The 7,906-nt window shown below is 63.4% G+C and carries 9 protein-coding genes; 3 read left to right on the forward strand and 6 right to left on the reverse strand.

Features of this window, described 5'->3' with window-relative positions:
- Positions 1-101: 101 nt before the first annotated feature.
- Together ACH2EI_RS16400 and ACH2EI_RS16405 are read left to right on the forward strand one after the other, a co-directional pair.
- Complete coding sequence (locus ACH2EI_RS16400) at positions 102-869, forward strand: GNAT family N-acetyltransferase (protein WP_395160809.1); 768 nt, start codon at positions 102-104, stop codon at positions 867-869.
- Between the two features lie 80 nt (positions 870-949).
- On the forward strand, positions 950-1,510 hold the full coding sequence (locus ACH2EI_RS16405) for a GNAT family N-acetyltransferase (protein WP_395160811.1): 561 nt from the start codon (positions 950-952) through the stop codon (positions 1,508-1,510).
- Between the two features lie 102 nt (positions 1,511-1,612).
- On the opposite strand, the gene ACH2EI_RS16410 is transcribed toward ACH2EI_RS16405, so the two are convergent.
- Positions 1,613-2,785, reverse strand: a complete 1,173-nt coding sequence (locus ACH2EI_RS16410; RefSeq protein WP_395155065.1) for a thiolase family protein — start codon at positions 2,783-2,785, stop codon at positions 1,613-1,615.
- A gap of 192 nt (positions 2,786-2,977) precedes the next feature.
- Between ACH2EI_RS16410 and ACH2EI_RS16415 the strand changes: the two genes are divergently transcribed.
- A complete protein-coding gene (locus tag ACH2EI_RS16415) occupies positions 2,978-3,757 on the forward strand; it encodes a 2-keto-4-pentenoate hydratase (RefSeq protein WP_395155064.1) in 780 nt (259 codons plus the stop codon).
- A gap of 49 nt (positions 3,758-3,806) precedes the next feature.
- On the opposite strand, the gene ACH2EI_RS16420 is transcribed toward ACH2EI_RS16415, so the two are convergent.
- The 5 genes from ACH2EI_RS16420 to ACH2EI_RS16440 form a co-directional block, all read right to left on the reverse strand.
- Positions 3,807-4,355 carry a hypothetical protein gene (locus ACH2EI_RS16420; protein ID WP_395155063.1) on the reverse strand — a complete coding sequence of 183 codons (549 nt, stop codon included), beginning with the start codon at positions 4,353-4,355 and terminating at the stop codon, positions 3,807-3,809.
- Positions 4,352-5,647, reverse strand: coding sequence for a DUF58 domain-containing protein (locus ACH2EI_RS16425; protein ID WP_395155067.1), 1,296 nt, complete (start codon positions 5,645-5,647; stop codon positions 4,352-4,354). The genes ACH2EI_RS16420 and ACH2EI_RS16425 overlap by 4 nt, the downstream gene beginning before the upstream one ends.
- A 2-nt stretch (positions 5,648-5,649) precedes the next feature.
- Positions 5,650-6,636, reverse strand: coding sequence for an AAA family ATPase (locus tag ACH2EI_RS16430; RefSeq protein WP_395155062.1), 987 nt, complete (start codon positions 6,634-6,636; stop codon positions 5,650-5,652).
- Between the two features lie 11 nt (positions 6,637-6,647).
- A complete protein-coding gene (locus ACH2EI_RS16435) occupies positions 6,648-7,190 on the reverse strand; it encodes a hypothetical protein (RefSeq protein ID WP_395160813.1) in 543 nt (180 codons plus the stop codon).
- Positions 7,187-7,906: DUF4129 domain-containing protein (locus ACH2EI_RS16440; RefSeq protein ID WP_395155060.1), on the reverse strand; the 720-nt coding region annotated here is incomplete at its 5' end. The genes ACH2EI_RS16435 and ACH2EI_RS16440, both read right to left, overlap by 4 nt.

The raw sequence follows: 7,906 nt of genomic DNA on the forward strand, positions 1-7,906 counted from the left end.
CACGACAGCACGACAGCACGACAGCGATCAGACTGGCCGATTCACGGCGGGCCAATTCGCATCAACGACTCTGGCCTGCCGCCGGCCGATACCTTCGCACCATGGGAGGCTCAGATACCGATCAGATTGCAGCGTTCGAGGAGCGATTCGCTCGGGCTCAAACCACTGACGTCATCGACCTGCCGTGGGGCTTTGTTCTCCTCCAACGCGATTTCCCAAGTTCCCACGATCACAACCGAGCCGTGGTCACCTCAACGGCATTGAGCGCTGACATTCTGTCAACCGTGGACGATGCGATGGGTGGCGCTGGTCTCCAGCATCGACAGATATCCGTGATTGACGACGCGCTCGGCCTCGAGCTGAGCGATGATTTCACGGCGGCGGGTTACGAGCGCGAGACGATCACGACGATGATCTATCGCGGCGGGCCAGGCGGGCCCCCAGAGCACCACGTCCAAGAGGTGTCGCTCGAGGAGTTGCGCCCTGCCCTCCTGCGAGAATGGAAACTGCTGCTCCCCCACTCAGCTGACGACGTCCACGCCCAGCTCGCCGATCGCATTCACTTGTACGCCCGCGGGGCGGAAGTGGCACGCCTCGTTGTGTTCGAAGGTCCGGAGATCGCAGCACGAATGGATTTCTACTTTGACGCCGAGAGCGGCATTACCCAACTAGAAAATCTGTTCACCCATCCAGACTTTCGGGGCCGCGGCTACGCGCAGTCGCTCATCAACGAGGGCCTGCGGCGGGGCCAAAATGCCGGGTGTCGGCTCGCTTTCCTCGGAGCAGATCTCGACGACTGGCCCCACAAGTGGTATCTGCGCCTTGGCTTCGTCAAGTCACACCTGGCCTACAACTTCACCAGGTTGTAGCACCTGCCGGCTCGGTATCCGCTGGCCAACAGCCGTCGATGAAGTCGGACAGCAAATCACACCTTCGATGTGTTCTGGTCGTGAATGCTGACGGTGCCCTCAGCCCGCTGATGACCGTGCGGCCGATGGACCTCGACGACGTTGACCGCAGGATTGCCTACTTCCACGACTCGAGTGACGACTTTCTTCGCCAGCTCGGAGTCGACCGGTCGCTTCTTCCCAAGCGCAAGGATTGGAAAGAGACCTACCGGCTCGACTTCGAACGTCCGATCGAGGAGCGGCAGGGCTACGGCGTGATGTGGCTTGTCGATGACGAGGTCGTGGGATGGAGCAACGTCGATCAGATCGACTTTGGCCGCCAAGCCCTCATGCACCTACACATTGCCGATCCAGACGATCGGGCAAGTGGCTTCGGTGCCCACTTTGTGATCTTGGCAGTCAGACACTTCTTTCAGGTATTGGGTCTGGACCGGCTCTATTGCGAACCGAACGCGTTCAACGTCGCCCCGAACCGGACGTTGCAGCGTGCCGGCTTCCGCTACGAGTTCTCTCACATGGCAACACCAGGCCCGCTGAACTTCGAACAGGCCACAACCAGGTGGGTTATAACGGGCCCTCTGCCCTTGCCGACAGGCCGATAACTCGCCGAGCAGAAGTGGAGCGCCAGACGCGACGAACTCCGCGCCCGACCGCCGTTGTGGGGATCAAACGCGGAGTTCAGGTCAGTTCAGGTGATCAGGTGATCAGTAGATCTCGATGAGACCGGCGGCGCCCTGGCCTCCACCGATGCACATCGTGACGACGCCCCACTTGGCGTTGCGACGCTTGCCTTCCTGCAGGATGTGGCCGGCGCAGCGGGTACCGGTCATGCCGAAGGGGTGGCCAATGGCGATCGAGCCGCCGTTGACGTTGTACTTGGCGGGGTCGATGCCGAGCTTGTCACGGCTGTAGAGGCACTGCGAGGCGAATGCTTCGTTGAGCTCCCAAATGTCGATGTCGTCGACGGTGAGACCGTGACGCGCGAGCAGCTTCGGCACGGCATAGATCGGGCCGATACCCATCTCGTCGGGCTCGCAGCCAGCAACGGCCCAGCCCTTGAATGCACCGAGCGGCTCGATGTTGCGCTTGCTGGCTTCTTCGTCGCTCATCATCACGACAGCGGCAGCGCCGTCAGACAGTTGGCTGGCGTTGCCGGCGGTGACGTAGTTACCTTCGCCGCGAACCGGGCCGAGCTTCTGCAGACCTTCGAGGGTGGTCTGGGGACGGTTGCACTCGTCACGATCGACGGTGACGTCGACGATGGTCTCTTCTTTGGTTTCGCGGTCGACGAGCTTCATCTTCGTCTCCATCGGGACGATCTCGTCAGCAAACAGGTCGTTCTCCTGTGCCCGCGCCATCCGCATCTGCGACTCGAACGAGTACTCATCCTGATAGTCGCGGCTCACGTTGTAGCGCTCAGCGACGATGTCGGCCGTTTCGATCATTGCCATGTAGACGGCCGGGTACATCTCCGACAGTGCGGGGTCCATGTTGGTGCTGCCGCCCATACCCGGGTTCGGCATCGAGATCGACTCGACGCCACCGGCGACCGCGATGTCGACGCCGTCGGACTTGATGTGGTTCGCAGCGATGGCGATCGAGTTGAGGCCCGACGAGCAGTGCCGTTGGATGGTGTTGCCACCGACGTTGACGGGCAAACCGGCAAGCAGGCCGGCGAGGCGACCGAGGTTGCCAGCACCGTGGGCACCGTTGCCGAGGGCGACGTCTTCGACCTGGCCGGGCTCGATGCCCGACTTGTCGACGGCGCTCTTAATGGCGTGTGCGGCCATTGACATTGCGGGGGTCATGTTGAAACCACCACGGCCGGCCTTGGCCAGACCTGTACGGGCGTATGAAACGAAGACTGCTTCGCGCATGGGAGAACTCCTGGGAATCGAGCCCGACTGGACCAGGCGGGCAGTCGGGCTAAGTGTGTGGGTGTAGGTGCAGATGTGCGTTCGCGAACCTAGTGACACCAGCACCCGGATCTTGCACTCGACTGATTCGTCGTGACCGATGTCCGACAGTGAAACTGCCCAAGTGAGCACAGCAATCAGACGGGCACAACGATGAACGCAATCGACCAGGCGGCACACATGCTGCTCGAGGCATTCAACGACCGCCAGCCGATCGAAGGCCTTCCAGATGAGATGAAGCCGAGCAACGTGGAGGAGGGTTACGCCATCCAGCAGGCTGGTCATCGGCTGAGCGGCGTGCAGCTCGGCCCGTGGAAGGTCGGCGCAACCAGCGCCATGGGGCAGCAATTCTTGGGGATCGATGCCCCGTTCGTTGGTCGGCCGCACCTCAACCGCGTGCTCTCCGACGGGGTGGACATTTCGCTCAGCGAGTGGTTCGTCGGTCCAGCAGGCGTCGAGGTCGAAGTCGGATTTATCCCACTGACCGATTTGACCGAGATACCGGACGACCCGCTCGAACTCGCCTCGATGGTCGACGCCGTTGGTTGCTTCGAGCTCGTCAACTCGCGTTTCACTGATTTGGTTCGCCCTGGTGCTCCCAGCCTGATTGCCGACAACGCCGTGTCGTCGGTCATTGTCCAGGGACACTCACTTGGCCTCGACGAGCAGCAGATCAGAGCGCTCGATCAGCTCGTGGTGGCGCTTGACATCGACGGCACCGAGCGGGTGGCCGCGACGGGTGCCAGCGCGCTCGGGCACCCGCTCAACGTGCTGCAGTTCGTTGCCCGCAAGGCAATCGAGTGGGGCACACCAATCGCCTGCGGCGAACTGGTCATCACCGGAACCTGCACGGGCATGGTGCCGCCAACCGCCGGGATGTCGATCGTCGGACGCTTCGGTGAGTCCCGCATCGCCGCAACGTTCCGCCCCTGAAGCTCTGTTGCCGCGAGCCCCACAGGCTTGGCAACGTTGATCTGAACAGCTACTGCATCTGGTCAACGCTGCGCGATCGGACCAGCACCGCGGCGCCGACAACAACCGCGAGGGCCAATGCGGTGAGCACGCCATTGCCGGCCGCGTCACCACGGTCGAACACCACGACGAGAGCCCACATGCCGAGCGCCGCGCCCCCACCCAGTGCTGTACGCCGCAGCCAACTGCCGAGGGTGGCGTTCGGGACCTCGCCCCCGGTCGGAATGGTCGCCAACAACGCGACCACCGAGTGGAACACGAGCAGGCAGATGCCAACGAGAGGCAGCCAAGGCGTATCGACAGCATCAACCCGTGCAGACCAGTGCCAAACGATCAGCACAACAACGCCGAGTGCTGTGTGCGTGTCGGGGCGAATTGCCGAGACCGTCGCAAGGACGGTCACCATCAACAAGCCGAAAGGCCACCACGCGCCGGTCGCTGCTGCGGCGGCCAGGACCGCCCCGACCGGTGCGACAACGACAACGAGACGCAACAGCCACTGCTGACGGCTCGTGGCGAGAAACTCATCAACCCATTGTTGGAGCGACAGCCGATTCATCGGCGAGCCATCCTCGGAGCCGAGGAGCGCCGTGCCATCTCGCGCAGAAACGGATCGAGGCTGCCCGGGCCGTGCCAGGCAATGACCGGCACACCGACTTGCTGGACGGTTCGAATCTCGCGGCGTCGTTCGAGCAAGCGGATTCTCCAGGCAAGTTCCGCCGTTGGATCGTCAACGACGTGCACGTTCTCAGGCAGCGTGTCCACCACTGCGACGCTGAGACCGTGGCTGGCAACGGAGACCGCTCGGTCGAGCGCCGCTGGCGAGATGAGCGGCGACAACATGATCACCAACGCATCGCCGGGAACGGCACCATTGCCGATCCGCAGGGAGCGAGGGCGGCTGGCGTCCGTCTCGATCGAGGCGAGCACGTCAAGGATCCGGCGCAGGTGTCCCCGACCGCTTGCCGGGGGGACGCGCGCATCGCCAAATGAGCCGAAAACGCGGAGCGAGACACGATCACCGCGCAGTAGGAAGTGTTCAGCGATCGCGCCTGCAGCACGCACGGTGGTGTCGAGGCTCGATGCCTCCCCGTCGATCCCACCGGAGGTTCCGACGTCGGCGAGCGCGTCGACGAATAATGCGACGTGGTTGTCCTGATCGGCATACGTCGACGTCACATGCAGCTCGCCGCTGCGCAACGAACGCCGCCAGTTGATTCGGCGAAGTCGATCGCCGATCTGGAATGGTCGGATACCGGCGAACTCGTTCCCATCGCCGGGTTGCGCCGAGCGGGTGAGACCGACGAGGCCGTTGGCGCGGTGCATCGGAGGCGCGGCATCGAAGACCTCGGGCAACGGAAGCGTCGTCAGGCCGTACCCGATGTCAAGCGCCCGCCATCGGAACGCTCCCCACGAGCTGACCGCGACGACATTGATCGGGCCGATCTCGTGGCGTCCCCAGTGCGTGGAGCGCATCGGAATCGCGACGCTGGCTGTCGCATCGCCCTTGCGAACCGACGTCGCAACCACCCCTGATCGGGGCCGCGTTTCGATCCACGCGCGGGTCGGCGCGAGCGCAACGACATGGTCCACGTCCGTCAGGTTCGAAAGACGACCGGTCCACGTCGTTGCCTCGCCCTCGCGGATCGTCGTCGGCACGATCTCGCCGACCAACGATGGTTCAGCGCGAGGACGTGTCGCCGCCGACCAGATGGCGACAACTCCGAACGGAGCACTCATCACGAGGAGTGCTGGGACACGAAAGAGCAAGGCGGCAGCAACACCGACTATTCCGACGGCCACTGCACGGAAGTGCGCCGGACTCGAGCGCCACTCCGACGCGCTGGACATTGTCACGTCGCATCTGTCCTAGAATCGACTTCAAGCGCTGCCGGGGTAGCCACCGACCCGAGCACCCCTGCGACGACCGACGCGCCGTTCGAATTACTCATCCAGAGTTCGGGCTTCACCGCGATGCGGTGGGCGAGCACTGGCACGGCGACGGCCTTGACGTCTTCAGGGGTGACGAAGTCCCGGCCAGCCACCACCGCAAACGAACGGGCGACCAGCATCAGCGCGAGGGCACCACGCGGGGACGAACCCATCAATGCGTGAGGATGACTCCGAGTGGCAGCTGCCAATGCAACGCAATATCGGCCGACGCTCTCGTCGACGTCGACACGTTCGACTGCTTCTTGCATTGCACACAAGGTCGGAGCGTCGATCACTGGACGCAGCGTCTGCTCTTCCTGGCGTCGGGCCAACCTGCGCTGAAGCACGCCCCATTCCTCGTCGGCAGTGGGGTATCCGAAACTGATCTGGAGCATGAAACGATCGAGCTGGGCCTCGGGTAACGGGTAGGTGCCTTCGTACTCGACGGGATTAGCCGTGGCCAGGACGTGGAACGGTCGCTCCAGTTGGAACGTCTCCCCTTCGACGGTCACCTGCCGCTCCTGCATTGCTTCAAGCAGTGCAGCCTGCGTTTTGGGCGGAGTTCGGTTGATCTCGTCTGCGAGCAGTAAACCGGTGAACAACGGGCCCTTCCGGAAGGAGAACTCGCTCACCCGCTGATCGAAAATGAACGATCCGGTCAGGTCAGCAGGGAGGAGGTCGGGGGTGAATTGGGCCCGCGCGAAATCGAGGCCCAGGGTTTGGGCGAACGAGCGGGCTGCGAGCGTCTTGCCGAGCCCAGGAAAGTCCTCGAGGAGTACGTGACCGCCCGCGAGGATGCCGCTGAGCACCATGGTCAACGCTTCGCGCTTACCGATCACTGCGGTTTCGACTTCGTCGAGAATCGATGCCGCCAACTCGGAGACCTGGGAAATTTCGAGGGGTGCCATGTGGGTGTCCTTTATGCGAGATGCTTCTGATCCGAGAAGTCCTCGATCAGTGTGAGCGTGCGAGCCAACGTCCGCGGTTGCGCCATCGACCGACGGGACGTCGAATCAGTGACGAACCGAGTCAGCTCGGGGCCGAGCGCCTCGGCGGCAGCGTGAGGGTCAAGCAACATGTCGATGCCGTGTTCGGTCACGAGGTGGTCCTCTATGACGTCGAGCAGGGTGACGGTGATCTCGTCGGCTGGATCGGCACGGCCATGCTCCAGCACCGCTGTCCGACGGCGTCGGCGAGCAGGCGTGCGAAGCCGGGTCTGCAGCATCTGCACACTTCGATCCGAACGCGCTGACGTGTTCGCAACCGTGCCGTAGTTATGCCAAAAAACCGGCGAGACGACGTTTGCCAGGTCGACGAGGAGCCAGACCGTCGCACTCACGGCGACAACGACGCACCCGACGAGGGCGAGGCGCGGTTCCATACCGAGGAGCACCATCGCGACTCCGGTGGCCGTTCCGGCACCGACGGTGACACCGACCCGCTGGCCGGCACGTTCCTTCACCCTGGAACTCCAGCCGACGGGTTGGCTGGCATCTCGGCACCAAGTTCGTCGACCGAACGCGCCTTCGCGGACGCCACGCTCAGGGCCTGATGGAGACGGTCAAGCGCATCGAGCGCCGATCGGCGCGCCGACTCATCGAGCGGGTGTTCAGAGAACCGAGCCTCGCGGTAGAGGCCAGCCAGTTCCTGAATCGCTTCTGCATCGACGGTGTAGCGGCCCAGAACACGCTCGGTGAACTCGACTGATGTATCGGCCGGGTTGCGCAAGAGGCCGGCTGCAGCCACGTCGCCTTCGAGTCGCAACCAACACTGCACGATTGCGTTGCGCGGCATGCCAGCGAGGAGTGCGGCCCGCTGCGCAGCCGCTTCCTGGACAACCGCCGCAGCCACGTCGGGGAGCACCTCGAAATCCTCACCGCCCGCTGGCCGGCGTCGCCAACGCAGACGTGGTCGGTTCCTCCATCCCATAATGGCCAAGGCAATCGCGACCACAAACGCGATGACCACGACGACGACGCGAAGAATCGCCTCAATCCAACCGGGAAGCTCGGACGGCGGCGCATCGGCTTCGTCAAACATCAGCGACAAATCCGTCGATTCAAACGAACCATCGAACTCGATAGGACCGCGCTCCAGCGGTGTCGGGTCCCATTGAACTTCGCCCCATAGTTGCACCCCTCCCGAGGTACTCACCGACGCGAACAGCAGGCTCACCAG

The organism is Ilumatobacter sp., from assembly GCF_041688325.1.
GTDB lineage: Bacteria > Actinomycetota > Acidimicrobiia > Acidimicrobiales > Ilumatobacteraceae > Ilumatobacter_A.